This is a genomic window from Rhizobium sp. T1470 (assembly GCF_042140505.1).
GTDB lineage: Bacteria > Pseudomonadota > Alphaproteobacteria > Rhizobiales > Rhizobiaceae > Rhizobium > Rhizobium favelukesii.
Map to the genome: position 1 here is coordinate 390,106 of NZ_CP148093.1, position 26,295 is coordinate 416,400.

The window sequence follows — 26,295 nt, forward strand, 5'->3', positions numbered from 1 at the left end:
CGGCGCTGGAGGCGTCGGAGGGAGGGGAATCATGGGTATTGAACTATTGGCCATAGGCCTGCTGGTCGCTATGTTCATCATTGCGACGATCCAGCCGATCAACATGGGAGCGCTCGCCTTTGCCGGCGCTTTCGTGCTCGGCTCGATGATCATCGGGATGAAAACCACAGACATTTTCTCAGGCTTTCCGAGTGATCTATTCCTGCCGCTCGTCGCCGTCACCTATCTGTTTGCCATCCCGCAGATCAACGGCACGATCGACTGGCTCGTCGAATGTGCCGTGCGACTGGTGCGCGGGCGGATTGCTCTGATACCCTGGGTCGTGTTCCTCGTCGCGGCCATCATCACCGGCTTCGGGGCCCTTGGGCCTGCGGCGGTCGCAATCCTGGCACCCGTCGCTCTGAGCTTTGCCGTGCAGTACCGCATTCACCCGGTCATGATGGGTCTGATGGTAATCCATGGCGCGCAGGCAGGCGGCTTTTCGCCGATCAGCATCTACGGCGGAATCACCAACCAGATCGTTGCGAAGGCCGGCCTGCCTTTCGCTCCGACCTCGCTGTTTCTCGCCAGCTTCTTCTTCAATCTGGCGATCGCGGTGCTGGTCTTCTTCGTTTTCGGCGGCGCAAAGGTGATGAAACAAAAAGCGGCTTCGTCCGGCCCCCTGCCAGAGCTGCATCCCGAAGGTGTATCGGCATCGATCAGGGGTCATGGCGGCACACCTGCAAAACCGATCCGGGAGCATGCATACGGTACGACGGCTGATACCGCGACGACGTTGCGCCTGAACAATGAGAGAGTTACCACCTTGATCGGCCTGACGGCGCTCGGCACCGGCGCCCTGGTTTTTAAGTTCAACGTTGGCCTCGTCGCCATGACCGTCGCCGTCGTCCTGGAACTGCTGTCGCCGAAGACCCAGAAGGCGGCGATCGACAAGGTAAGCTGGTCGACCGTGCTGCTGATTGCCGGCATCATCACCTATGTCGGAGTCATGGAAAAAGCTGGGACAGTAGATTACGTCGCAAACGCCGTCTCCAGCCTGGGCATGCCGCTCCTCGTCGCGCTCTTGCTTTGCTTTACGGTTGCTATCGTTTCGGCTTTGCATCCTCGACCGCGCTGCTAGGCGCCATCATCCCGCTCGCTGTTCCGTTCCTGCTGCAAGGACACGTCAGCGCCATCGGCGTGGTGGTGGCGATCGCGATCTCGACGACGATCGTCGATACCAGCCCATTTTCCACCAATGGCGCCCTTGTCGTCGCAAATGCACCGGATGACAGGCGAGAGCGGGTGCTGCGACAGCTGCTGATCTACAGCGCGCTGATCGCGATCATCGGCCCGATCGTCGCATGGGCGGTGTTCGTCGTGCCGGGGGTGGTTTGAAAGCGGGCTCACATCCCGAAAGCGTGCCGAATGCTCTTCGGCACGCTTGCACCGGTTGAGAACGACTGCCGAGTTTTGAGGACTTCGGACTTTTCTACGCGTTGTTGAGGCCATCTCACCTCGCGCTTGCTAGACACCAACTTGAACTTGGACTGAGTGCACTGCGTTTCTTGCGTCCGATGGCGGCTGTCCTTCGCCAAGCTCGTTGGTGCAGCGACATAGCAGGACATGCTGGACAGATGCTGGGATCCATGGCAACTCGAACCACTGCCAACTTCTATCCTCGCGCGGACCTACAATAGCACTCTGCCAGGAGCCTCCTCCATCTACGCTGATTTCGACGCTCGATATCTGACGATCTCCCCAAGCCTAGCCCCATATTCTCGTCGGCACGTCAGCCAAAAGCAGTTCATTTGGAGACGGCGACACGATAACGGACTCCGGGGCGACGCTCCAAACTGGCTTCACCCCTGATGGCGTCGGGTCGTTAAAGAAACGCGTCGTATAGGCGCCGCTTGCCCGCCGGTTCGCGGCCGTGATCGAACCAACCCATTTTACGGAGTTCGTTCCATACCAACCCGGCACAACCAGTCGAACCGGACCTCCGCGCTCCGCAGTGAGCGGCTGACCGTTGATTTCAAGTGCGAGAAGAACTTCTTCTGCAAGTGCTTTCTCGATAGGTAGGTCCTTTTGATAAGGTTCTTCGACTTCTGCGTACTCGCCCCACTCGAGGCCGGAAGTCCATACGTAGGACGCATCGGCACTGATCTGCGCGCGTTCCAGAACAAGCGACAGCGGCACGCCTTTCCAAACCACATTTCCAATCCTGCGCTTGGCGACTGTCGGGGCAAGAGGGCTGCCAGCGCATTCATGAAATGACATGTACTCGTGCTGAGGCATGGCTTGAAGATCCGAGAGACGCAACCTCGTTGGGTTGTCCACGAGGCCATCGACATCGAGATACCAATGGTCTGGATCGATCTCGACGAACCCCATATGCGTGACCAGAAAAAGATCGTCCTCCGGGGTGATCCAGGATTTCAGGGCATGAACGCCGTCAGCCGGACCTTGGAAGGAGAAACCCTTCTTGGTCATGTGCATACCCGTCCGCGTCATCGACTTACTCCGGCAAACCCATCGCCTCGGGGGCCGTTAGAGCCTCCACAGCGCGGCCTTCTAAAAATCTGATCGGCTTTCGGCGTCTCCGGTTGACAGTGACGTCAAAAATATCGAAGCGGTTGTAACCAGCAACGACGTCGTGAAACCGCTTGGGCTCAACACAGTCGTCGAGATCGATATGGGCATAGCCGATACCTTCATCGATCATTTCATCACCAATTGGCGCCCCAGTTGGCCCAAGGAAAAAGCTGCTGGCCCGCGGACCGGCATCTATGATCGCCGCGATTGTGGGATCATCCAAAGCAATAGATCTGCGTGCGCCTTCATCCAACCGACCGGCGACGACGATGCCGAAGCACTTGGCCTCGAAACAATGGGCTGAGGCCCGAATGCGGTTGGCTGCCCGGTTGTCGTAGTTGTCGCTCTCCGTCGGAACGCGAGTGGGCCAGATCGGCGGAAAAGTGCTTATATGAACCTGCTCGGCCTGCGTCATCAGACTGTAGCGCGCGAGTGGGTTTGTGTTCTCCCCGCAAATGAGACCACCAATACGGCCAATTCTTGTATTTGCGACAACCAGACCTGCGCCGTCGCCGGGATCCCAAACCAGTTTCTCGAAGAAAGTTGCGACCAGCTTTCGATGGTGGATCAGGATCTCACCCGTATCGGAAATCAGGACATTGCTATTCCACAGACCTGCGACACTTGCCGGGTTGCGCTCGGAGAAACCGATTGAAACGAAAACACCGTTGTCGGACGCAGCTTTCCGCACACGCTCGATTTCAGGTCCGTCCACGTATACGGAAGCATTCAAGAAGCGTTTGAAATGTCCGTGCGATTGGATGGGTGGGTAAAGTGCCGCCCAGACAGGAAACCCGGGAAGAAAGCTCTCCGAAAATACCACAAGCGATGCGCCGTTTTTCAATGCGTGCACCAAGCGGGATGCTGGTGCAGCCGATTGTGGTGCGGGCAGGGTAGGGCGATGAAAACCGTGTGGCGTAAATCTCGTTCATCTGAGCGAAGTCGTCCATGTCGGTGAGATAGACGTTGACGGATACGACATCATCCGGCTCGAGGCCTGCAGCCTCCAGGACCTGAAACAGATTATCGAAACACTGGTGGGTCTGATCGGCGACATTGCCGTCGACAAGTTTGCCGGTGCTCGGATCAGGCGGAGTCTGGCCGGAGCAGAACAGTAAGTCGCCGGCCCATGTCGCGTGCGAATACGGTCCTACTGCCGCAGCGTTCGAAGCATTCACAGTTCGTCTTGACATGGTTCCTCCAAAGGCAGGTTCAAGCGGAGCCAACCTGCTGGCGATCAGCATGTCCGCAGGGTATTTTGCTTCATTGTACGCTGCACGTTCAGCTTTACAGCCGTTCGAAACTAACAGAACGAATTTGCGCGCCAATCCGAATAGGATGGACCACGCTGTGCAAAAATAGACCGGGATACTATGGCGACTGCAATCGACCATCTTGATTGGGACGATCTCAAACTCTTCCTCATCGTCGTCCGGTGCAAGAGCGTGACCGGAGCAGCCCGGGAACTGAAAGTCAGCCACTCCACCGTATCTCGTCGGCTTGCTCGTCTGGAATACACGGTTGGCGGCGCACTCGTCGAACGGACCAAGGACGGACTTTTGCTGACAGCGGCCGGGCTGGTTACAATGCGGCGAGCGGAGGAAATCGAGAACGGCGTGAATGCGCTTCGAAGCGACGTGTGCAATCGTGACGAAATTCGCGGCACAGTCAGATTAGCCACTATGGAGGGCATCGCAACGCTTTATCTCTCAGAGCGCCTCGTTGAACTCAGTAGCCGATACCCTGATCTTAACCTTGAGCTTGTAACATCACCGCAAACGGTTCGGGTCGCTCGCCGGGAAGCCGATCTGTTCCTAAGCTTCTTCAAACCCCACGGAACTTCTCTCGACAGTCAGCTGATCGGACGGTTCAAGACCGGCTTGTTCGCTTCGCAGGCCTACCTGAAGCGCAATGGCGTTCCCTCTGACGCGGCGGATCTTAGCAACCACCGATTCGTCGGCTATATCGAGGAGCTGGTCCAGCTCGAAAGCGTTCTATGGCTGGAGGAACTGGTACCCGCCCCAAAAATCGCGTTCAGCTCAAACAGCATGATGTCGCAGATGTTCGCAGCGGCCCTTCCCGAATTCGCACGCAGTCTGAACCTCGGTCTCGTTCCAGTGCTCGACGAGTTGAGCGGCGAACGTGAGATCTGGATGTCGGCACATCAGGACTTGGCTTATCTCCCGAGAGTGAGAGCCGTAAAGCAGTTCCTGAAAAAGCTGGTTCGTCGAGACGAACAACGACTTCTGAGAAACGCACCCTCGTCTTCGTGAAGTTTCGCAAATGGACTGCTCGCAGAGCTACAGCCGAACTGGCAAGCGTCCATACAACGGCGCCCATTTCTGCACAGCAGGTTGCGAAAGTATCGCCTTCCGCGACCATGCCAATTGCGTCAACAAGATTGTTGGTTCGATCAAAGGAAGGAATCCCTCATGTCGGAAATAAGCCGCGACGCTCCCAAGACTTTGGACCTCCCTCGTCTGCGTGCTGATACCCCCGGCACAGAGAACAGAAACCATCTGAACAATGCTGGGGCGGCGCTGATGCCGAGCCCGGTGATCGATGCAGTGATTGGGTACCTGAGCCGGGAGGGCGAAATCGGAGGTTACGAGGCGGCAGCGGAGGCCAACTCCTTGTTAGAGGGAGCCTATGACAGCTTGGCCACTTTCGTAAACTGCTCTCGCGACGAGATAGCGATAGCTGAAAACGCGACGATCGCCTGGCAGCGCGCGTTTTACTCCCTCTCTTTTGGACCTGGGGACCGGATCCTGACGGCAAGTGCCGAATTTGCAGCCAACTACGTCGCCTTTCTCCAGGTTGCCAAGCGTACCGGCGTTTCGATCGAAGTCATTCCGAATGACGCGTCTGGCGTCCTCGATCCCGACGCGCTGGCGAAAATGATTGATGAGCGCGTTCGGTTGATAGCAGTCACCTGGATCCCGACGAACGGCGGACTTATCAATCCAGCAGCAGCGATCGGTCGAATAGCACGAGAAACCGGCATTCTCTATCTGCTCGACGCATGCCAAGCTGCGGGCCAAACCGCGATCGATGTTAAGTCGCTGGGCTGCGACATCCTTACGGCCACTGGTAGGAAGTTTCTCCGTGCGCCGCGGGGAACGGGTTTCATGTACATGCGCAAATCCGTCCTGGAGACGATCGAGCCAGCGATGATCGACCTCTACGGCGCGCCCTGGACTGCGCCTAATCGATACGAATTGCGACCCGATGCGAGACGCTTTGAAACGTGGGAGAAGAACTATTCGGTTCGTCTCGGCCTGCGGGCGGCAGTGGATTACGCGCTCGCCATTGGGGTTGAAAACATCGAGGAGCGTTGCAACCACCTTTCATCCAAGCTTCGCGAGGGCCTGAGAGGGATGCATGCCGTAACCGTACATGATCTGGGGGCGCCGCTTGCTTCCATCATCTCATTCACCGTTAGCGGCTGGGACTCGCCAGCCGTCATGGCTTATCTGACTGGCAAAGGAATCAACGTCTCGGTTTCCCCGCCCTCCAGTACACCGGTTGATGCCTATGAGCGACAGCTTCCGCCTGTCGTACGAGCGTCGCCACATTATTATAATACCGAGGAAGAGATCGATGCCTTCCTCGAGGCGATGGCCAGCCTTGCCCGTAGCTAATCTGCTAGACTGACGGATGAAGCAGCTCGCAGAAAAAATTGCGAGGCAGCTGACGCGCCATCTCGCATCCAGTCGTGATAGCTTGCCAAGCAGAAGGGATCAAGCCATGACGAGCTTCTAACGCGCAGTGGCATGAATCGACAGCCGCTCCTTCCGGGGAAATTCACGTTGAGTTACGAGGATTAGCTTTGATGACCCTATCGACTGTTGGCCTCTCGTCGTCCGCTGTCGCAGACGAGTTCGCAGGTCGTGAGCAACTCCGCGCGAGTTCCGCCGAGTTCAGGAAGGAAGTCATTCACATCACGGAGGGCGTCTTTGCGGCCGTCGGTTACTCGGCGAGCAACGTCACGATTGCGGCCCTCTCGGCGACGCCGGATCAGATCGAGGTCGCCGGGCTCAAAGGTGTAAAGCGGGCCAGGTCGTCACGGTCGTATCCATACGCGGAAGGCCGCGGAATTGGCTCGCGCGCAGGCGCACTTGCTGATGTATGGTGAGGCTGTCGCTCAGGCGATGTACTGATCCTGGGCCTTTTCGGCCTCACGGAGCCTTTTCCACGTCCACGGGAGCAGTTCGTGCAGGCGGGAGACGGGAAGATCGGCGATGCGTGCGAACACATCGGCGAGCCATGCCTTTGGGTCGACGTCGTTGAGACGGCAGGTCGTGATGAAGGTGAGCATGATGGCGGCACGATCGGCCCCACGCTGGGAACCGGCGAAGGTCCAGTTGCGGCGCCGAGGGCAATACCTCTCAGCGCGCGCTCGGCGGCATTGTTCGTGAGACAAATCCGGCCATCTTCCAGGAAACCGGCAAAACCATCCCATCGCTTCAGCATGTAGTCGATCGGCTCGATGACCTCGGAGGATCTGCTGAGCGTGGCGCGCTCCTGTTTCAGCCACTCGTGCATGTCATCGAACAGCGGCTTGCTCTTTTCCTGCCGCGCGGCCAGTCGTTCTTCGGCGCTCAATCCATTGATCTGGCGCTCGATCTCGAACAGCGCATCGTACCGTTGGACGGCCTCCAATGCGATCGGCGAGATCGGCTTGCCTCTGCGTTTGCGATCACGGGCACTTTTCTGGATGTCGGCCAGTTCAAAGAATTTACGCCGCGCATGCGCATGGCAAAAGGCAAAGGTGATCGGCACCGCTTTCTTCTCGGCGACACTGAGCGGCTCGAAGCCATTGTAGCAATCGCTCTGCAGAATGCCGCCATACCCGGCCAGGTGTTTCTGCGGGTGCTCACCACGCCGGTTACTCGACGCATAGTATATTGCCGCCGGCGGCGCCGCACCGCCGAAGGGCAGGTCATCGCATACGTAAGTCCATATGCGCCCGGTCGTGCATTTGTCTTTGGCCTGAATGGGAATGGTGGTGTCGTCGCCGTGAAGGCGCTCGGCCGCGAAGACATGCGCCTCGATCAGATCAAAGACCGGCATGAGCGCGGCTGTCCCAAACCCGACCTGGTCAGCCAGCGTCGAGGTCGAAAGCTCGATGCCCTCGCTTTTGAACCGGGTGCTCTGGCGGTTGAGAGGGCTATGCATTCCGAACTTGTCGAACAGGATCGTGGCCAGCAGATGAGGGCCGATGAAGCCGCGCGGCGTGGCATGGAACGGCGCCGGCGGCTGGCTGATCGACTCGCAGTCACGGCAGGTAAATTTCTCCCGCACCGTCTCGATCACTTTGAACCGGCGCGGAATCTCCTCCAGCGTCTCAGTGACGTCCTCGCCCAGTTTCGACATGTCGATGGGCTCGGTGTCGGAAACGAGCTCGCCGTTGTCGCGCGCGAGGATTAGGGCCGAAGCCAGATCGTCGCCGAGCTGGCCCCGCTTGAGCGCGATCAGGCGACGGAAGAACTCCGGGATGCGCTGCCGCGTCTGTCGCACCTCTGCGGCTGTCGCGGAGGTGTTAGCCCGGCTGTAGGTGAGCGCGACGATCTCCTCGCGCTGTTCGTCCGGCAAACCGAACAGTTCGGCGATCACGTTGGTGGGCAGCGGAATGGCGAACTCGCTCATCAGATCGGCACTGCCGCCGCGCTGCGCCATCTCGGCTAGGAGTCGATCGACGCATTGTTCGATCCGTAGCGCCAGCATGGCGATACGACTGGGCGTGAAGCTTCTGGACAGCAGGCCGCGCAAGCGCCGGTGATCGGCGCCATGCGCCGTGACCATGTTGTCCACTTTGCACATCTCGATCAGCGGATGATTCTCGGGAATCTCGCCGTCCTGGAGCGCCCGCCACTGTCGCCAGTCCCTGTTGAAACGCTCGTCGGAAAGCATCCGGCTGAGCGTCTGGTGACCGCCTGCCGCCCAGGTCACCACATCGCCTGGCAGCGACACTCGCGCCATCCCCCCCTGCTGCAGAATCGCAGAAGACAGATTATCAAGTTGCGTGGGAGTGACCGACACACCGATCACATCAGAAGGATCGTTTTCTACGCGCATGCCAATAACTCCTTAAAGAACCATTATGATAAAGTTGACCCTGCCTTCAGTGATACTCCTGAGGCCGTGGCTGCACGACGCTGCCGACAGGAAATCTAGTCGTGATCTTGTCCGCTAACCCCTTTCTCCCCTAATACCAACGAGCGCTAATCAAAACCGGTGCGCCCAATCACGCATTCCAATTGACATGATCTTCCACGGCTGCGCGACCAGCTTGTTCCATGCGTCACAGCAATGGGAAACGATGTCGTCGTAGTCTTTGAATATCCGGTTGGACAACCAGTTCTCCCTCATAAATTGCCACAGGTTCTCGACAGGGTTCAATTCGGGCGACCGCGGCGGCAGGAACAGCAGGGTGACGGTGTCGGGTACTTTGAGTTTCGGCGTGACGTGCCATCCAGCCTGATCAACGATCAGCACGGCATGAGCACCTTCATCGACCGCCTGGCTGATTTCGAGCAGATGCTGGTTCATGGCATGGTTCATGGCATCGGTGTCGCAGTAGGGAAGAACAAGGCCCGCAGCTTTGCCCTTCTTGGGGCAGATGGCGCCGAAGATATAAGTCCACATCGTGCGTTGATCGAGTGGTGCCGAAGGCCTTGTGCCCTTGCGTGCCCATCGTCGGGTGATCTTGTTCTTCTGCCCTATCCGAGCTTCGTCGGCCCACCAGAGCTCGATCTCGATGTTCTTGGGGAGCCTGCTTTTGATGGTTGCCAGTGTGGCGGGGAAGTTTTTTTAAAACTCTCCAGGTCACCCTCGTTCTGGGCGTAATGGCGCGGACGAGCAGACAGCTTTGCAAAGCCGAGCGCCTTCAATTCGCGGCCAATGGTCGTCTCGTCCACAGAGATCCGGTATTCCTGGAAAAGCCATTGAACCAGATCCTTGCGCCGCCAGCGAACGACGCCATGCACTGCTGGTATCGGCCCGCTTTCGACAATCTTCGCCAAAGCCTGGCGATGCACAGCGGAAAGCTTTCCTTGATTGCCAGGCGCTTTGCCGTTGATGAGCCCTGACGGACCGCGGGCATTGAAGCGCATAACCCAATCGCGGACAATCTGCAGGGTCACGCCTCCGATCCTGGCCGCGTCGCTGCGTGAATGACCATCATAGATTTCGGCAAGGGCAAGAAGCCGCCGAGCCTGTGCCGCATCCTTCGTGCTCTTGGCCAATGCCCGCAGGGCAAAACCGTCGAAGTCATCGCGCAGTGGAATTCCCAATGTCATCCGCAAACCTCCGTTTGCGACAGAGATTCAGAATTCAACTGATTTGGAAACCGCAAAACGAGTCAGAAACCACTCACGTTGGTATAAGGGGCGCTTCCTCAGGGTGAGTGGCAACTTTCGTCTCCCGGCAAATCTTGCCTGTCTCGTCAACAATGCAGACCGCGGTCTCTTTCAACGATACGTCCAGTGCACAATAGCGTTTCATGCTGCGCTTCTCCCTTGATGTTTGAGGCTGTCGAAAGACATGACCTCGTTTTACCATCAGCCAGAAGCGCAGGACTGCAATCCGCAATGGTCAATGCTGAGACGCAAAGCCGAATATCCCATCTAATCGCCAGGCACTGATCAAGCTCTTTTTGACATGCACAACAATGGCGCCGCCGAGCATCGTTCGACCGGGACGAGTACGAAACCGTGGATGTGCGGACACGCTGTTTCATGCTGCGTTGTTGATGACGTTTGCCGGGAGCACGGTTGTCTGCGCGGTCGATACCTGATCGCCGCATGAAGGGTTTTCGCCGGAGGGATCTTCCAATGTAACGAACGCAGCATGGACGTGGTACACGTTCACCTGCAACACCATCTGCGGAATGACCCGACCTACGCGCCTCGCGGCCACGTCAAAACGTGCCCTTTAGCCCGAAGGAGACTGACATTGCCTCGAACGTGGCCCCGGCGAAATCCTTGCCGAAGTTATTTTCGCCTGTCGCGAAGTTGTGACGTTGCCTGTCCCCGCGGCTGTGAAATACCCGATCGAACGAACCGGACAGATAAAGCGAAGCACTTGGCGTCACCGCATAGCTGACGGCGACATTGGCGCCGATCATCGGTGCCGGAGACATGTCACTCCTAAAACGCCTGTCGCGCACCCAATGGTCGTCGATGTCCTTGATGCCAAAGCTCAAGCCGGTCTGAATGCCGCCGCTGATGGTAAGATCGCCGAGGACGTGTTCGCCGCTCAGGCTGACGAAGCCAACCGGAATCTGTTGCCGGTAGCTGACACCTTTTCCGCTTGGCAATGTCCCGGATACGTCGCGAAAAGAATCATTACTCGAATAGACGTAGGAGCCGCCATAGGCCGTCCATTTGACGTCGGTATAGCGGGCACCGGCGCCGACCGAAAAACTGCTGGTCTCGTTGCCGTAGATGATCCGGTCGATCTCGATCGATCCGGCGATATAGTGATCGAGTTCGGTATCGGGACTAACCGAGCGGTGGCTCCAGTCATCGTGCCCGAGGCTCATCCAGTCGTAGTCGGTCATGTGACCGTCGCCGATCGCGCCGACTTTGACGCTGCCCTTCAAACTCCAGTCGTTGTCGATCTGCGCGTCGACACCAGCCGTGAAGAGGGTCATCCCCTTGCTTTCCCAGTTCAGCTGGCTGAGCTTGTGGTCGCCGATATAGAAAAATTCCTGGGCCTTGATGTTGGCGAGGCCGATATCGCCGAAAAGGACGACGTTGCCATCGTCGGAGGAAAATAAAGCGTTGTCTGCGGCGGCGAATGATGGGGCAGCGAACAGAAAACAGGAGATCGCTACGGATCTGATGGAGACGCGCTTCATGAGCTGACCGCGTCTTTCGTACAGCGCCTCCGTCTTGAGCCTGAGCTTCTTCGCCTCAGATCCCCTTCGTGTGGAGTCAGACTTGCCCACTGCGCAAGCCACTGGTGTTGAGGGACCGGTGTCGCCTGCCGTTGCGAGGCTGACCGCGTCAGCCCCTTCAGGGAATGGAAGTATTCGCAAAACATTCGTTGTCCTTTGCTGGAGAGTGATCAATTTGCGGGACTGGGCGGGAGCGCGGCACGGATGAGCCTCGATCTGCAAGCTGGTGTGGAAATTGCCGGGCCAGAACCTGACCGGTCTTCCGTGAAGCACTCTACGCTGTCGCACCGCTGCGCTTCATCAGGCGGCGGGACGAGCGAGCGCCTTGTTGTCACGCGTGGCCGCGTCGTGAATTTTTTGGCGTCCCCACTTGTGGGATTGACGGTCACAGGTTGGCCACATGCCAACTGGCGGGCAGCTTCGCTGGCATTGATCTCGTGGTGGCGACTGCCTGTTCGGCGAGGCTGTACATCGAGGAACTCCTATTGGTTGTGCTAGGCTACTTCTCTTTAGCCAAGCAACTACTGCGCCAAACCAGAAAATCGTCAAAACGACGCGATCACGCCGACAGCGCAGTGTCTCATGTCCGACATTGTCGAATAGCCGACAACGAGTGCAGCTGCTGTCATCTGAGAGCTCTCGCCCAGGATGAACGATCTGATGGCTGTGGCTCGATGAACCCATCAATCCGCCGCAAGATCGAAGAGATCAGCCAGAACGAGGCGAATTGCCGCCGCCTGATGAGCGTTCCCGGCGTCGGCCCGCTGATCTCCACGGCGATGGTGCCGGATCAGCGCATTGGTTTCGGCGCCGGTGCAGGCCTGGGGCCGGTCCTCTGTCGTGTCCATCGACAACGCAAGCAAAAGGAGATACCGCGATGCCCGACCTCGTGAACTTCATCCAGATCGACGACGAAACCAACACCCTGACCGGCAATCTCGCCACACTCACCTTCGATATCGACATCACCGGCGCGGCGATCGAAAGCACGAACCCGAAGGCCCCGGTTCGCAGCTCGCTGGCCGTGCTGCCTTTGCGATACAGCCGCGCATCCGAATCGCTCGTGGGCACGTGCGTGTGGTTGCTGCGCGATTGTCCGCGGAAGTCGCTGCGGCCCTCGTCATCGCCGTCCTTGGGCTTGAAACGCTTGTGCCCGGCCCAGGCCCGGATCAACGTGCCATCCACACTGAAATGTACGCCCGGCAACCAGCCCCGGTCATTGGCGACCTCCACCACTTCGTTGAACAGCGCGATCACCGCATCGTGTTCGATCAATCGCTCGCGGGTCTTGCCGAACACCGTCGGCACCCACACCGCATCGTCCATCGACAGACCGATGAACCAGCGGTACAGCAGGTTGTACTGCACCTGCTCCATCAATTGCCGGCGCAATGCTTGGGCGACCGCCTTTGGCACTGCAGGCGTACATGCCAGAAAATAAGCCGTCTAGCCGCACCAGCGCTTCGTTGGCCATCAGCCGGATCGGGCGCAGTGGATGATCGGCTGGAACGAAATCCTCCAACCGCTTCATCGTGAACAGCTGCTCCATGAACACATCGCTCCCGTGCATCGAACCGCCTCGCCAATGTGGAGATAGTCGAATCTTTGGCCTAGGTATTTTAGCAGCCTGCTAGACTAGTGCCCGTCCATAAACGGCTGTTTTTCTGCGGTTTTGAAAGGTTGTTTGCCGGCTGACATCGTTTCTTGGGACGCGTGATGGCACAAGACCGCGCAGGTTATGGCCCGAAGAGCGATCTGGCGGCAATGGGGTCATGGGGTATCGGCCGACGCTCGCCGGGCTTGCTCTGAACGCTACCGGATCAGGAGCGTCAGGTCGGCCTGAGGCGGGCGAAGAGGGCGAGATTGTAAGCGACCACCGAGGACCAGACATAAGCCTTAAAGTGGTCGAGGCCGCGCCAGGTGCAGCGCCCCAAGCCATAAGCGCGTTTCAGACAAGAGATGCCGGCCTCGATGCCGGCGCGGAAGTTGCGCAGCCTGCGATAGACCCAGCGGCTTGTGACCATGTCTTCGATGCGGAGGCCGGACTTCTTGTGGAAGGCCATGTCGCGGACGCCGCAGGCTTTGGCTCCGCGCAGATTGGCGCGGCTGGCATAGCCGCCGTCGGCTGCCGACTGACGCGGCGCCTGGCCATAAAAGGCGATGTGGCGTTCCAGCATCGGCAGCAAGCGCTCGCTGTCGGCCGGGTTGCCGGTTTCGACGACGAGGTCGAGGACCAGTCCGCTTCTGCCGGTCGTCAGATTGAGTTTGTGGCCGTAGTCGACGTCGCGGCTGCCCTTGACGATGATGTCGGCATGCGGCTCGAACAGGCTCACCAGCTTCTCGCCGGCCGGGACCGGCTGCCCGGCCAGGACCCGCCGTTCGGTCTGGGCGAGGATCCGTGCGATCAGTGGCCGGTAGTGGCGGAGCTGGGCCTGCCACAGTTCGCCGGCCGGGCCCGCCGTCTGGGGCAACTGTTCGCTCGCCTGCTGCAGATAACTCAAGGTCGTGCGCGTGATCTTGAGCAGTGCGCGGTAGTGCTTCACCCGTTTGGGACGGCCGCGGGTATATTCGATCGCCCGAGCCCGCTTCTTTGCCGCGCGGCGATGGTCGTGCCATGGAATGGCGCTACCCAGTGCCTCGGCCTGCTGCAACAGTCGCACCATCACCCGCACGGCGTCCCATAACAGGCTGCTGTCGCTCGGCTCATGGATCAGTGCCGCGGTGACGGTGCTGTCCACACGCACGACCTTGCCATTTTCCAGCTTCTCCCGCTTGGCGCTCGCCAGCAGCACCCGGTTGATCTCTTCAAAGGTTTGCGCCCGGATCGCGCTGATCGTCTTGTGCAAGACCGACTTCTTCGGGTTCCATCCCCACGGCAGCCGGGCAAAGGCCCGGAACGAGGCGGAGTCTTCGAGATGGAAGGCCAGTTCCTGATAACTCAGCTGGCGATGCTGCTTGAGCAGCGCGCAGCGCAGCACAGCCTCGGCCGGCAGCCCCTCGCGACCGGTCTCCTTGAGACCATGCCGGCGCAGGTCCCGCGTCACCAGCCCGAGCAGATCGCGATGCTCATCCAGCCATTGCGACATCGCCTTCAATTCACGGCCGATCTCGTGCCCGGCAAAAAGATCGAATATACTGGATTGGACGGTGCGTTCTTGGCGCATTGTCGGCTCCGGCGGTTACGGGTTTGTCTTTAGAATCAGTCGCTTGATCTAAAGTATACCTGAAACCGCCGGGCTTTGCCCGCGGCAATATCGCGATTCATACAATAATTTCAGCGGTTTACCGTTTGTGGATGGGCACTAGTCTAGTGCCCGTCCATAAACGCCTGTTTTTCTGGGGTTTTCAAGGTTGCTTGTCCACTGAAGGATGTTTGTTGGGACGGGTGATGGCACAGAACCCTGCAGGTTATGGCGCGAAGCGCGATCTGGTGGCAATGGGGTCATGAGGTATCGGCCACCGCTCGCCGGGTGTGCTCTGAACGCTGCCGGATGAGGGGTGTCAGGTCGGCCTGAGGCGGGCGAAGAGGGCGAGATTGTAAGCGACCACCGAGGACCAGACATAAGCCTTAAAGTGGTCGAGGCCGCGCCAGGTGCAGCGCCCCAAGCCATAAGCGCGTTTCAGACAAGAGATGCCGGCCTCGATGCCGGCGCGGAAGTTGCGCAGCCTGCGATAGACCCAGCGGCTTGTGACCATGTCTTCGATGCGGAGGCCGGACTTCTTGTGGAAGGCCATGTCGCGGACGCCGCAGGCTTTGGCTCCGCGCAGATTGGCGCGGCTGGCATAGCCGCCGTCGGCTGCCGACTGACGCGGCGCCTGGCCATAAAAGGCGATGTGGCGTTCCAGCATCGGCAGCAAGCGCTCGCTGTCGGCCGGGTTGCCGGTTTCGACGACGAGGTCGAGGACCAGTCCGCTTCTGCCGGTCGTCAGATTGAGTTTGTGGCCGTAGTCGACGTCGCGGCTGCCCTTGACGATGATGTCGGCATGCGGCTCGAACAGGCTCACCAGCTTCTCGCCGGCCGGGACCGGCTGCCCGGCCAGGACCCGCCGTTCGGTCTGGGCGAGGATCCGTGCGATCAGTGGCCGGTAGTGGCGGAGCTGGGCCTGCCACAGTTCGCCGGCCGGGCCCGCCGTCTGGGGCAACTGTTCGCTCGCCTGCTGCAGATAACTCAAGGTCGTGCGCGTGATCTTGAGCAGTGCGCGGTAGTGCTTCACCCGTTTGGGACGGCCGCGGGTATATTCGATCGCCCGAGCCCGCTTCTTTGCCGCGCGGCGATGGTCGTGCCATGGAATGGCGCTACCCAGTGCCTCGGCCTGCTGCAACAGTCGCACCATCACCCGCACGGCGTCCCATAACAGGCTGCTGTCGCTCGGCTCATGGATCAGTGCCGCGGTGACGGTGCTGTCCACACGCACGACCTTGCCATTTTCCAGCTTCTCCCGCTTGGCGCTCGCCAGCAGCACCCGGTTGATCTCTTCAAAGGTTTGCGCCCGGATCGCGCTGATCGTCTTGTGCAAGACCGACTTCTTCGGGTTCCATCCCCACGGCAGCCGGGCAAAGGCCCGGAACGAGGCGGAGTCTTCGAGATGGAAGGCCAGTTCCTGATAACTCAGCTGGCGATGCTGCTTGAGCAGCGCGCAGCGCAGCACAGCCTCGGCCGGCAGCCCCTCGCGACCGGTCTCCTTGAGACCATGCCGGCGCAGGTCCCGCGTCACCAGCCCGAGCAGATCGCGATGCTCATCCAGCCATTGCGACATCGCCTTCAATTCACGGCCGATCTCGTGCCCGGCAAAAAGATCGAATATACTGGATTGGACGGTGCGTTCTTGGCGCATTGTCGGCTCCGGCGGTTACGGGTTTGTCTTTAGAATCAGTCGCTTGATCTAAAGTATACCTGAAACCGCCGGGCTTTGCCCGCGGAGATATCGCGATTCCTACAATAATTTCAGCAGTTTACCGTTTATGGACGGGCACTAGTCTAGGCACCCGCCGCCACGTGCGGGCGACGCCGGCATCAACCGGCGGGCAGATGCGCAGAGGGCAACAAGCGCGCCTGACGCAACGCCGCCAGATCGGCCGAGCCGGTGCAGAAGCAGGCAACGGCCAACTGGCGGATGACGATCTCGAAATGCGCGACAACCGCCTCGGTGGACACCGTCGCCGCGTCCAGCACGCCGGCCGCCTGCCCGGCGATGTCCGCGCCCAGGCGGATGGCCTTGGCCACGTCGATGCCGTCGCGGATCCCGCCCGACGCGATCAGCTTCACCGTTGGCAGCGCCCGACGTACCGCCTGCACGCTGGCCGGGGTCGGAATCCCCCACTCGGCGAACGCCATCGCCACTGCACGATCGGCGGCATTGCGGGCGCGCTCGCCCTCCACCGCGGCCCAATTGGTGCCGCCGGCGCCGGCGACATCGATCACCGCCACGCCTGCCTCGACGAGCGCACAAGCCACCGAGGCGGACAGGCCCGACCCCACTTCCTTGGTCACGATCGGCACGCCCACGCTGCGTGCGGCGCGAGCGATCTGCGCCAAGACGCCGCGCCAGTCGCGGTCGCCCTCCGGCTGTACCGCTTCCTGCAGCGGATTGAGATGGACGATGAGTCCATCGGCCTCCAGTGCATCTACCGCCCGGCGCGCCAGATCCAGGCCGTCGGCCTCGCGCAGTTACGCGGCGCCGATATTGGCCAGCAAGGGAATGTCTGGTGCCACGCGGCGCAGCGCGCGCGTCAACCCCAGGGAGTTGCCGGATTGCAGGCTCACGCGCTGCGAACCGACGCACATGGCGATCCCCAAGGCTTGCGCTGCCTCGCTCAAATGCCGGTTGATGGCCTCGGCGCGTGGCATGCCGCCGGTCATGGAGCTAATCAGCAGCGGCGCGCGCATGGTCTTGCCCAGCAGCGACGCGCACAGGTCGATCTGCGTCAGGTCCAACTCGGGCAATGCGCAGTGTTCGAAACGGATGTACTCCCAGCCTGCGGCGACCGTGGCCGGTGCCGTTCGCCGATCCAGCACGATGTCCAGATGGTCGTCTTTGCGCCGGCTCAGGGCGGTGTCGCTCATGCTCGCCCAGTCCGTCGCATCGGGCGACGGCGTTGCGTCGGATCGGACCGACGGCAGCGCGCGCACGCCGTCGCCTCCCGCGCGCTCAGGCCGGCGCACGCTGGCCTCCCCCCGCAGCGTCGCTGCGGTAGCGGTTGTCTAATCGCATTCCGTTCGTCAAGGTATTTTTGGTATTCGGCGTCTTTGCCGTGTTGCGCGACAGGCAACGCGGCGTAAATGGGCTACTGTTTGGATCGGGGCCTCAGCGGCCATATTTTCTTCAGAGCTGTCCAGCGCCGGGAGCAGGGTTGTCTCCGCGGTCGACAAATGTCGCCGCACAATGGGTCTTCGCAGGGTGGACCTTCCTATGTCTGGTGCGCAGTCTCGAACGAGCTGCAGCCCAACTCAACGGAATGATCCAATCCACGTCCGCAGCAGGGACGCTCAGTGCCTCAAATCGGGTTTGACGCGCTGAGTTAGAAGGCTGGCACTTCGCTTATGCGGTGGCGCCAGCCAATGCGTTGAACACTTCTCCCGTCTTGAGCATGCTGTGCATGATGACCGCAAGCTTACGGGCGATCGCCACCGCAGCGCGCTTGAAGCCCAACCGCTCACGCAGTTTAAGCCCCCAGCTCTTGAGACTGCTCTCGTTCCTGGCACTGGTTCTCGTAAGGATCACAGTCGCCGCTTCATAAAGCAGTCCCCGCAGACGGTTGTCACCTCTTCGCGAGATGTGGCCGTCATAATCGACTTCGCCTGACTGGTAGCGCCGCGTTGTCAGCCCGAGCCAGGCGCCAACCGAGCGCGACGTTCGGAAGTTGTCTGGATCTTCAATCGCGGCGACATAGGAGACGGCGGTGACAGCGCCGATCCCCGGGATCGTCATCAACAGCTTCGTCGCCTGGCTTTTCCGCGCCGCTACGAGCAACTGGCGATCAAGATCGGCCGCGCGCTTGCGTATGTCGCGCCACGCCTCAAGCAGAGGCAATATGATCCATGCCAGGCCGTCATTCCCATCCAAAAACTCTCTTACATTGCTATCAAACACCCGACCTGTTCCTTTGGGGACGATCAGACCGAACGTCTTCATCAGGCCGCGGATCTGGTTGCTGAGCTGGGTTGAGATGCTCAAAAGCTGATTGCGGGCCGTCACCAGCGTGCGCGTCAGCATGCTGTCGAACGCTTTTACCCGGACCGCCTTGTAGAAGCCGGCTTCGGCCAGTTGCGCCAAGCCATCCGCATCATTGGCATCGGTCTTGTTGAGCGTCTCGTTCAAGACCTTTTGCGTGCCGCGCTTCAATGCAGATTGCCGGAACCCCTTCGGCCGTCAGCGCATGATAGACCACGTCGACAGCGGCCCCGTCTCGAATACGACGCGCTTGGCGTTTGGCGCGTGCTTGCGGATCATCTGCGCCAAAAGTTTTGGGTCCGAAGGGCACTTCCCGCGCCATATCCGCTTCCCGTCTTCTCGGATCGAGATGGCGGTATCTTTCAACGAAACGTCGAGCCCTATATATTGGTCCATGGTTGCCTCCATTTGGTGTTTGGGCCCGGTACCAATCGAGAGCCCGTATTTCCATCTTATCGGGGGCAACCACCCTTGCCATCCGTAATTTATAGACTGGCCTGGGACGGTCGCGCCGCGATTACCCCATGTCTGGTAGTACTCAGCGCGGATTGCCGCCATGGCCTCGATCAACGGTCCCCACGGCGCGGGAAAGCGTTCTTCCGCCATCACCCGGTGCAGCATGCGCTTATGGCCGGCCAGCTCGTTGTTGAGGAACTCCAGCACAGGCATAGCCGGATAGCGCTGCAGCAGCAGGATCGCCGCGTTGTCGGCCTCGCCGGCCGACCTGTCCTTGTCGCGTCCATGCAGATCGTTCTGCAGGCGCCCTATCGCGGAGATGAGCCGCAGGACCTGGCGAAATGCCGGACGCGCGCGCAAGGTTGCCATATCCAGCCCCCACAGCAATGACAGGCAGCAGAACACGTTCGCGTAGGCGATCGAATCGATGCCGTTGTGCAGGTACTCGGCGTAGGACCAGCGTTCCGCTCCAGCCGCCTGCGCGTGTCCGGCGCGTAGCGCCGCGCAGTAGCACCGGGTATCGTCGAGAAGCTGAGCATAGTCGCGACGATCATAGGCGAGCGCGGCCAGCGAAGTGCGCAGCGCAGCGCAGCCCTCGAATCCGGGAAGCGCGCACGGCACGCCTTGCCCCAGTGCCTGCTCCACCGCGGCGAGCTGCTCCGGCGCGATGAGGCCAAGGTCGTTGCAATCGTCGAGCCAGAACAGCAGCGCCGGTTCGCGATAGAACGCCACGATCAGCGTTTCGTTCTGCGGATCGCGGCCGGTGCGGGCGCTGGTGTCGCGCAGGCTCGGGTGGATGCGCTGCAGGATGTACTGGCCGCCCCTGACCGCTTCCACGGCATGCTCGTCGGCGAACCCGGTCAGGGAACGCCCCCACTCCAGCACCTGCTGCAGCGCGCGTTCGGTCTGGATCATGGCGCCGCTCCTGCTCCCCCGTCCAGGACGCGCCGCCCCCAACGAAGCGCCAGCCACAACCCGGCAAGTTCGGCCACGCGCACGACCCGGGTGGGGCAATACAGTTCCTTGCCGATCCACAGCGGCGTCTGCGGCAATGCATGCGCCGCATGGCGGGCGAGCATCCACTCCAGCGCACGCGCCACCGCCTGCGCGATGCGCCGGCGACCTGTCGGCTCTTCGCTCCCGTCCATCACGTGCAACGCGAACAGCGCATAGGCGATTTCCTCGAACGTGGACGCGCGACCGGCGCCCCAGCCGCCGTCGTCGCGCTGCGCCTGCAGCAGCGCCGCGAGCGCGCGCTCGTCGCGCCACTGGGGCTTGCCTTGCGCCAGCGCAGCGACCGCATGCGCGGTGGGATACAGCCACGAAACGTGCCATTTTTCGTTGTCCCATAGACCGTGCGAGTTGCGATTGGCCTCGACGTAGGCGCTGGTGCCGGCGGCGGGCTTTCCCAACAGTCGCAACGCATGCAGGGCATGGATGTTGGTCGACACCGAGGCATTGCGCTCGCCCGGGAAGGTGACGAACAACTCGCCGATTTCGAAATGGCGCAACGCATCGACCGCCGGGTCGCGGCCTGAAAGGCGCAGCACGCACAACGCAACGGCGGTGTCGTCCGCATCGGCCGCGAAGTGCAAGGCCGGGCCCAGACCGCGCACGCCCAGGCGGGCGTCGAGCTGCGCGACGATCACGCGCACCGCCTCGGCGAGCGCGGGATGCGCGAACAGCCCGGCCAGATGGAGGGTGTACAGCGACCAGCATGGCTCAAACACATTGATCGGCCAGACGTTGGGAACGACACCTTCGATGCCGCTGCGCGTCGCCCGCGATGCCGCCTGCAGATACGCGTCGGCGCGCCCGACTTGCGGCGTGCTCCCCTGTGTCACGGCGTGCGCACGCCACGCGGCGGTGGCCGCCGGACTGATGCCGATGCTGCCGTCGTCATCCGGGCATGCGGTGGTCGGCGACGTCCCCCAGGCTTCCCAGGAGTGCAGCAACGGATGGCCGCTCAGCAACGTCGCCGCCGCCCCCAGCTTGACTAGGCACGCTTGCCGCAGCGGCAGGAGCGCCGGGTGGCGCGGAAACGCCACGCCGCCCAGCAAGGATGCGGCCTCGCCGCACAACTGCGGCAGGATCAGCTCCACGCCGATCGGCGCGTCTTCCGGCACCGCATGCGCGTAGGGATCGGGCTGGCGCTCGAGGAACAGGGTTGCAGCCTGGACTGCGTCGACAGCGCCGGGAAGAGGATCGGCACGCTGCAATGCCAGCAACGCCGCCCACGTGGGTGCATGGCGGAACAGCGGGAAGTCCGCGCTTCCCCATCCGCCATCGGCTTGTTGCTGCGCGATGAGCCACGCGTATGCGTCCTGCCGCCCGGTGACGTTGCCGTGGAACTGCAGAGCTCGCGCCGTGTCATAGACGGACGGACCGACGCTGCCGCCGTCGCTCATCTCCCTCAGCAGGTGGCGCAATTCGGAAAGGATCTGTTCGGACAGCGCATTCACGCGGGATGCTCCTTCTGCAGGCGGTTGACGAGAACCAGGATCGGGCAGACGCCGCGCACGTCGCCGCGGAGTCGGATACAGTGCAGCATGCACCGCTGCCGGGCGACTCCATGCTGACGGGCGCGCTCATGCGCATGGCGCGTGCATGAACAGATACGGGTTGGCCCGCTGCAGCATCTGCGCCAACGGTTCCGCACGCGGCCCCAGCGGGGCGATGGCCTCCTCGGCGTCGCGCAACAGATCGAGCGCGAACTGGCGCGCTGCCTGCAGGCCCATGATCGACGCGCAGGTCGGCGGTATCCGCTGTCGCGTCGAGAATGTCGTCGACCACCTGCAACGCCAGGCCAAAACAGGCGCTGTAGCGATCGAGCGCACAGTACAGCGCAGCGTGCGCGGCATCCTCCGCGATGGCGCATAGCGCGCCCATGCGAACGGACGCGCGCACTAGCGCACCGGTCTTCATCCGGTGCATAGCCACGATCCTGTCCAGCTCGACGTACTTTCCGACCAGCGACAGATCCATGGCCTGCCCGCCTGCGGCACCCTCGGCGGACACCGCGTGCGCCAGTTCGCGCACGAGCGCGATACGGTTGTCGCCCGGCGCATCCAGGCTCGCCAGAGTCAGGAAGGCGTGCGCCTGCAGCGCATCGCCGACCAGGATCGCAGTGGCTTCGCCGAACTTGACGTGCACGGTCGGAAGGCCGCGGCGAAGCACGTCGTCGTCCATCGCGGGCAGGTCGTCGTGGACCAGGGTACAGGCGTGCATCATCTCGATGGCGGCGCCGACGTCGTCGAGTATGTGCGCCGGCGTGTCGGCCAGTGCGCCGGCAGCCAGACAGAGCAAGGTTCGGGTGCGCTTCCCGCCATTCAAGGTGGCGTAGCGCATCGCCGCCATCAGCTCGGTCTCACCGTCGTCTTCGGCGCAGAGAAGACGCGCCAGCGCCTGTTCGACTCGCTTTGCGCCGTCCTGCATCCAGATCTCCGGCAGCAACCTGCCGGATGCGGCGCGCGCCTGCGCGCCCAATCCGCCGAGCGCGGAAACGCCAGGTCGGTCGTCGTGTAGCTTGGAACCGGTCTGCATGTTGTTCATGTCCTTGTACCTGATAGGAGATGGCCAGGGCGAGCGGCGAGCCGCCGCGGTGTTGCCGGCGTCGCACCGAGCGCGCGCACCGAGTGCAGCAATGCCGCGCGTCGCCGGCGCCGCTGCCTCGCCACACGGGGCATGCGATGCCAGCTCATGAGAATCCGATGCGGACTTTCATGGACGGATGTCCGGTCGGGTAATAGCGCCGGCCTTTTTCGACGTCGCTCAGCAACCGCGGCCGCACCCCGGCCTTGTGCATGGTCAGCGCCAAGGCGATGCAGAACTGCACCATTTCCAGCCACACCAGGTGGTAGCCGATGCAGACGTGTGGGCCGGTACCGAACTGCAACATGTCCACCGGCCGGATCGGCTCCGTGCGTTGCAGCCACCGCGCCAGGCGGAACTGATCAGGCGCCTCGTGCAGCAGCGCCGAGGTCGAGAAATGCAGCAGCGGGATGCACAGATGGGTGCCTGCGGGAATGCGCCGTTGGCCGAGTTGCAATTCCTGCAGCGCGCGACGCGGCAGGAGCGTGACCGCCGGATGCAGGCGCAGCGTCTCGCGGAACAGCGCCTCGGCGACTGGACACTGCGCAAGGTCCGCGTGCCGGGTCGGCACCGCGCCCACGCGTTGCGCCTCTTCGACCAGGGCGTCCCACAGCACAGGCTGCCGCGCCAGCTCGATCACCATCCAGGCCATCGTCGAGGCGGTGGTCTCGTGACCGCCAAGCAGCAGCAAGCGGATATTGGCGACCAGGACGTCATCGGAGAGCGCATCGTCGCTGCGATCGAAGGCGCTCACCATGTCGTTGATCAACCCGGTGCGCGCGGCATGCGCGCGCGCGTCGCGGACGAACTGGCGCAACTGTGCGTCGATCCAGTCGCGGGCGGCGCGGCCGCGCCGCAAGGGCAGTCCGGGCAGGTCGACCAGGGGCGCGACGATCAACTGCAGCAGTTGCCGGTACTTGCGATGCCATCCCGGCAGGTCCTGCGCTGGGATTCCCATGAGGCTGAAGATGAGCTTGAGCATCAGGTCACCGGTTTCGCGCAGGATAGTTACGTCGCCGCGGTCACGCCACGCCTGCACCCGCGCCCAGATGACGGGCGCGAACAGGTCGCCGATGCCGGCCTGGGTCAGCCCCTTGGGCACGAACGCCGCCTTGATCGCATCGCGCGCCTGCCGGTGCGCGCCGCCGTCCTGGGCGACCAGTGTTCCGCCAAGCAATTCGGGCGCGATCTCTTCGATCAGCGCCGAACGTCGGCACATGCGCCAGCATGCCGCCGTCGATGCACACGACCTGGCCGGTGATGAACGCAGCATCGTCGGAGAGCAGGAACGCCACCAGCGCGGCCACGTCCTCGGGGCGGCCGACGCGCGGCAGGAGCTGGTGCCGGCTAAGATGCCGTTGCATGCACTCGTCCAGCTTAGCGAGGAGACGCTCGGTCATGATGAGACCCGGCGCAACCGCGTTGCAGCGGATCTGCGCATGACCGTACTGGGTGGCGAGCGAGGCCGACAGCATGTTCATCGCCGCCTTCGACGCGGCGTAGGACGTCAGCGCGGTGTCACCGCTGAGCCCCTGGCACGACGACATGTTGACGATCGCGCCACTGCCGCGGGCGATCATCCGTGGGATGGCCTGCCGGCAGCAGAGCAGCGTGCCGCGCAGATTGGTCGCCATGGTCTGATCCCAGACCGCCAGGTCCAGGTCGAGGATCGCGCGGGGTCAGGTGCATGGCGCTCGCGTTGTTCACCAGCAGGTCGACCCCACCGAAGTGCCGCTCCGCCGTCTCGAACAGCGCTGCCACCGCCTGCGCATCGGCGATGTCCATGGCCACTGCCAGCGCGTGGCCTGCTTCGGCCGCGATCTGCGCGGTGCAGGCGATGGCCGCCGAGCCATCAATGTCGGCCACCACCACTCTGCCGCCCTCGCGCGCGATGGCGAGGGCGCATGCCTTGCCGATGCCGGCGCCCGCGCCGGTCACCACGGCCACCTTACCTTCAAACCGTCCCATCGTGCCCTCCTGGATTGCTTTGGTCTTTCGCGGCATGCCGCTCTGCCTCCGCCGGAGAAGGCGCAAGGTCGGCGCTGGCGCGCTCGTCGTCGCCAGCGTCGCTTTCGATGACCCGAATGGCGGCGACCGGGCACTGGCTGGCCGCGAGCCGCACGGCGGCGTGCATCGCCTGCGGGACCGTCGACACGCACACTTCGGCCACGCCGTCTGCTTCGCGCTGGCGAAAGGTGCCCGGCAGCGTCAGCACGCACTGCCCGGTGGTTCCGCACAGATCCTCGTCGACCACGACGCGCATCTCAGCCCCCCCTGCACATGCAGCCGCACCGGCAGCGCGCGGAACGTCCTAAGGAATGCGGAGGGCTCCCGGGTCGGCTGCTCGGCCAATGCCAGCGTGGGGAAGCGCGCCTGGATCCGCGGCAGGCTCTCGGCCAACTGCACCCGGGCCAGTTGCGCACCGAGGCAGAAGTGGATGCCATGGCCGAAGCTCAGCAGGATCTTCCCGTCGGTCGACATGCCAGGACTGGTGCCGTAGAACCGCGCGGGATCGAAGCGGTCGGGATCGGCGAAGGCGTCCGGGTCGCGATTGCCGGCCCCGATCAGCACGCGCACGTCCGCGTTCTTCGGGATCACCACGCCGCCCAGTTCGATGTCGCGCTGGGCGATACGCGGAATGGAGCTGAACATGGCGGGCGCGTCGCAGCGCAGGACTTCTTCGACGAATGCCTCCACCCCCACGGTGTCTCCCTGCAGCCAGTGCCGCTGTTCGGGATACGCCAGCATCGCCAGGACCGCATGGTCGATGGTCGCAGCAGTGGTGGCGAAGCCGCCCAGCAGCATGCCCCACAGCATGCTGATCAACTCCGCATCCGACAGGGTGTCGGCATCGTCGTCGTGTGCGCCGACCAGCATCGACACGATGTCGTGGTGGGGATCGGTGCGCTTGCGCTGTATGAGGTCGCTGAAGTAGGCCTGTACCCCGGCGCTAACCGCGTCCGCTGCGGCGAGCTGGGGATCGCTGGCGTGCGGGCTCAAGCCTTCCAGAATGGCGCCGATGCCGGCGGCGAGCCCGAACATGTCGTCCTGGGGCATGCCGAACAGTTCGGCGAAGACCAGCATGGGCAAGGCCAGCGCGAATTCCCGATGCAGGTCCACCGCCTCCCCGCGCTCCAGCGCGGGCGCCATCCCGTCCAGGCGCGCTGCGACGATGCGCGCGATGCTCGGCCGCAGGTTGTCGATCTGGCGCATGGTGAAATCGCGCGAGATCAGCCGGCGCAGACGCGTATGCGTCGGTGGTTCCTTCATCGCTAGCGTGGACGCTAGCAGATTGAGCGACAGGCTGGTCGCCGCACGCGGGAAATAGCGGGACAGTTCGCCCGGCGCCGGTCCCCGAAATGCATCGCCCGTGGCCTTGAGCGCCCAGTGGATGTCGGCGTGGCGGCTCAACAGAAAGAGGCCCGACGCGGCGCGATGCACCGGATCGTGCTCGCGCAACCACCGCATAAACGGATACGGGTCGTGGATGCACGCTGGCGACGCCAGTTCGGCGAAGGCGTCTCGGCATGCTGCCGTGGCTTCTTGCACGTCCATCTTGGTTACCTGTTGGCTGGTTGATCTGACCAGCGCGCGCCACG

General features: G+C 62.1%; 12 protein-coding genes and 11 pseudogenes. 4 read left to right on the forward strand and 19 right to left on the reverse strand.

Annotated features, from left to right (window positions below):
- The first annotated feature begins 31 nt into the window (after positions 1-31).
- A pseudogene (locus WGT02_RS31715) lies at positions 32-1,377 on the forward strand (SLC13 family permease).
- A gap of 129 nt (positions 1,378-1,506) precedes the next feature.
- On the opposite strand, the pseudogene WGT02_RS31720 reads toward WGT02_RS31715, so the two are convergent.
- The 3 genes and pseudogenes from WGT02_RS31720 to WGT02_RS31730 all read right to left on the reverse strand — a co-directional run.
- Positions 1,507-2,493: pseudogene (locus WGT02_RS31720) on the reverse strand (molybdopterin-dependent oxidoreductase).
- A gap of 4 nt (positions 2,494-2,497) precedes the next feature.
- Positions 2,498-3,466 carry a carbon-nitrogen hydrolase family protein gene (locus WGT02_RS31725; RefSeq protein ID WP_225040405.1) on the reverse strand — a complete coding sequence of 323 codons (969 nt, stop codon included), beginning with the start codon at positions 3,464-3,466 and terminating at the stop codon, positions 2,498-2,500.
- A pseudogene (locus WGT02_RS31730) lies at positions 3,414-3,767 on the reverse strand (RidA family protein); the annotation flags it as partial. The pseudogene WGT02_RS31730 and the gene WGT02_RS31725, both read right to left, overlap by 53 nt.
- Before the next feature lie 180 nt (positions 3,768-3,947).
- Here WGT02_RS31730 and WGT02_RS31735 point away from each other — a divergent pair.
- The 3 genes from WGT02_RS31735 (at position 3,948) to WGT02_RS31745 (ending at position 6,709) form a co-directional block, all read left to right on the forward strand.
- Positions 3,948-4,847, forward strand: coding sequence for a LysR family transcriptional regulator (locus WGT02_RS31735; RefSeq protein ID WP_208246023.1), 900 nt, complete (start codon positions 3,948-3,950; stop codon positions 4,845-4,847).
- Between the two features lie 159 nt (positions 4,848-5,006).
- Positions 5,007-6,215 carry an aminotransferase class V-fold PLP-dependent enzyme gene (locus WGT02_RS31740; RefSeq protein WP_208246025.1) on the forward strand — a complete coding sequence of 403 codons (1,209 nt, stop codon included), beginning with the start codon at positions 5,007-5,009 and terminating at the stop codon, positions 6,213-6,215.
- A 191-nt stretch (positions 6,216-6,406) separates the two neighbouring features.
- Positions 6,407-6,709 carry a hypothetical protein gene (locus WGT02_RS31745; protein ID WP_208246027.1) on the forward strand — a complete coding sequence of 101 codons (303 nt, stop codon included), beginning with the start codon at positions 6,407-6,409 and terminating at the stop codon, positions 6,707-6,709.
- Between the two features lie 9 nt (positions 6,710-6,718).
- Here the strand turns inward: WGT02_RS31745 and WGT02_RS31750 are convergent.
- The 16 genes and pseudogenes from WGT02_RS31750 to WGT02_RS31825 form a co-directional block, all read right to left on the reverse strand.
- Positions 6,719-7,950 (reverse strand): annotated as a pseudogene (locus tag WGT02_RS31750) (IS66 family transposase); the annotation flags it as partial.
- A gap of 852 nt (positions 7,951-8,802) precedes the next feature.
- Positions 8,803-9,875 (reverse strand): IS630 family transposase gene (locus WGT02_RS31755; protein WP_208246028.1). Its coding sequence is split into 2 segments (ribosomal slippage): positions 8,803-9,389 and positions 9,389-9,875, totalling 1,074 coding nucleotides; the frame shifts between segments, so codons are not numbered across the junction.
- 94 nt (positions 9,876-9,969) lie between these two features.
- Positions 9,970-10,137, reverse strand: a pseudogene (locus WGT02_RS31760) (IS110 family transposase); the annotation flags it as partial.
- A gap of 358 nt (positions 10,138-10,495) precedes the next feature.
- Positions 10,496-11,437, reverse strand: a complete 942-nt coding sequence (locus WGT02_RS31765; protein ID WP_208246030.1) for an omptin family outer membrane protease — start codon at positions 11,435-11,437, stop codon at positions 10,496-10,498.
- A 1,047-nt stretch (positions 11,438-12,484) separates the two neighbouring features.
- A pseudogene (locus tag WGT02_RS31770) lies at positions 12,485-13,046 on the reverse strand (transposase); the annotation flags it as partial.
- A 259-nt stretch (positions 13,047-13,305) separates the two neighbouring features.
- Positions 13,306-14,640, reverse strand: coding sequence for an ISNCY family transposase (locus WGT02_RS31775; protein ID WP_208246032.1), 1,335 nt, complete (start codon positions 14,638-14,640; stop codon positions 13,306-13,308).
- A gap of 337 nt (positions 14,641-14,977) precedes the next feature.
- Positions 14,978-16,312 (reverse strand): ISNCY family transposase, encoded by a 1,335-nt coding sequence (locus tag WGT02_RS31780; protein ID WP_208246032.1) that lies wholly within the window; start codon positions 16,310-16,312, stop codon positions 14,978-14,980.
- A gap of 179 nt (positions 16,313-16,491) precedes the next feature.
- A pseudogene (gene fni, locus WGT02_RS31785) lies at positions 16,492-17,541 on the reverse strand (type 2 isopentenyl-diphosphate Delta-isomerase).
- A gap of 475 nt (positions 17,542-18,016) precedes the next feature.
- A pseudogene (locus WGT02_RS31790) lies at positions 18,017-19,045 on the reverse strand (IS110 family transposase).
- A gap of 117 nt (positions 19,046-19,162) precedes the next feature.
- Positions 19,163-20,020, reverse strand: a pseudogene (locus WGT02_RS31795) (hypothetical protein); the annotation flags it as partial.
- Positions 20,017-21,567 (reverse strand): hypothetical protein, encoded by a 1,551-nt coding sequence (locus WGT02_RS31800; RefSeq protein ID WP_208246034.1) that lies wholly within the window; start codon positions 21,565-21,567, stop codon positions 20,017-20,019. The gene WGT02_RS31800 and the pseudogene WGT02_RS31795, both read right to left, overlap by 4 nt.
- Before the next feature lie 126 nt (positions 21,568-21,693).
- A pseudogene (locus tag WGT02_RS31805) lies at positions 21,694-22,648 on the reverse strand (polyprenyl synthetase family protein).
- Positions 22,649-22,802: 154 nt separating this feature from the next.
- On the reverse strand, positions 22,803-23,915 hold the full coding sequence (locus WGT02_RS31810; protein WP_208246036.1) for a cytochrome P450: 1,113 nt from the start codon (positions 23,913-23,915) through the stop codon (positions 22,803-22,805).
- A pseudogene (locus WGT02_RS31815) lies at positions 23,878-24,664 on the reverse strand (SDR family oxidoreductase); the annotation flags it as partial. The pseudogene WGT02_RS31815 and the gene WGT02_RS31810, both read right to left, overlap by 38 nt.
- On the reverse strand, positions 24,651-24,959 hold the full coding sequence (locus WGT02_RS31820; RefSeq protein WP_208246038.1) for a ferredoxin: 309 nt from the start codon (positions 24,957-24,959) through the stop codon (positions 24,651-24,653). The gene WGT02_RS31820 and the pseudogene WGT02_RS31815, both read right to left, overlap by 14 nt.
- Positions 24,905-26,251 (reverse strand): cytochrome P450, encoded by a 1,347-nt coding sequence (locus WGT02_RS31825; RefSeq protein ID WP_208246040.1) that lies wholly within the window; start codon positions 26,249-26,251, stop codon positions 24,905-24,907. Before WGT02_RS31825 ends, WGT02_RS31820 begins: the two co-directional genes overlap by 55 nt.
- Positions 26,252-26,295 lie beyond the last annotated feature (44 nt).